1 protein-coding gene is annotated in these 853 nt (G+C 32.9%); it reads left to right on the forward strand.

Annotated elements, in window-relative coordinates; translation table 11 throughout:
- Positions 1 to 853: biotin/lipoyl-containing protein (locus tag AMN73_RS01825; protein ID WP_143323187.1), on the forward strand; the 853-nt coding region annotated here is incomplete at both ends.

Consider the following 853-nt stretch of genomic DNA (forward strand, 5'->3'; position numbering starts at 1 on the left):
TAGTAAAAGCTGGTGAGAGTATAAAGAAAAATGATCCAGTGGTCACACTTGAAAGTGATAAATCTAGTGTAGAAGTTCCGTCAACAGTTGAAGGTAAAATATCAAATATTAATGTTAAAGTAGGAGACAAAGTTTCTAAAGGAGATTTAATTTTAGAAGTTGAGGGAAATGGAAAGGTATCACCAGATGAAATTCCAAAAAGTACAAAAAATTTAATCGAAGAGGCAGAAAAAACTATTCATAAAGAGATAAAACATGTTCAAGAAACTGAAATTCAAAAAGAGATAAAAGATACCTCCCAACCACAAATACAAAAAGAAACTATAAAAATTGCTGAGGATCGAATCTCAAACGTTGTTAAAGATGGAGATATTGATCCAATCGAAACAAAAGAATGGATAGATTCATTATCCTCCGTTTTAGAAACAGATGGAAGTAAAAGGGCTCAGTTTTTAATCAAACAACTAATTGAGCATTCATATAGACAAGGTTCAGATTTAGTACTTTCAAGGAATACACCATATGTAAACACTATATCTCCAGATAAAGAGACTAAATCTCCTGGTGATCAAAATATTGAGAGAAGGATAAGATCTTTAATTAGATGGAATGCTGCTGCAATGGTCGTAAGAGCAAATAAAAAATTTCCTGAACTTGGTGGTCATATTGGAACTTTTGCATCTGCTGCAACTTTATATGACGTTGGTATGAATCATTTTTGGAGAGCAAAGAACAATAAGTTTGGAGGAGACTTAATATATTTTCAAGGCCACAGTGCTCCTGGTATGTATGCCAGAGCATTCTTAGAAGGAAGGTTGAGTGAAAAACAATTAGATAATTTTAGGCAAGAGGT

The sequence above is a fragment of the Candidatus Pelagibacter communis genome (assembly GCF_001179965.1).
Taxonomy (GTDB): domain Bacteria; phylum Pseudomonadota; class Alphaproteobacteria; order Pelagibacterales; family Pelagibacteraceae; genus Pelagibacter.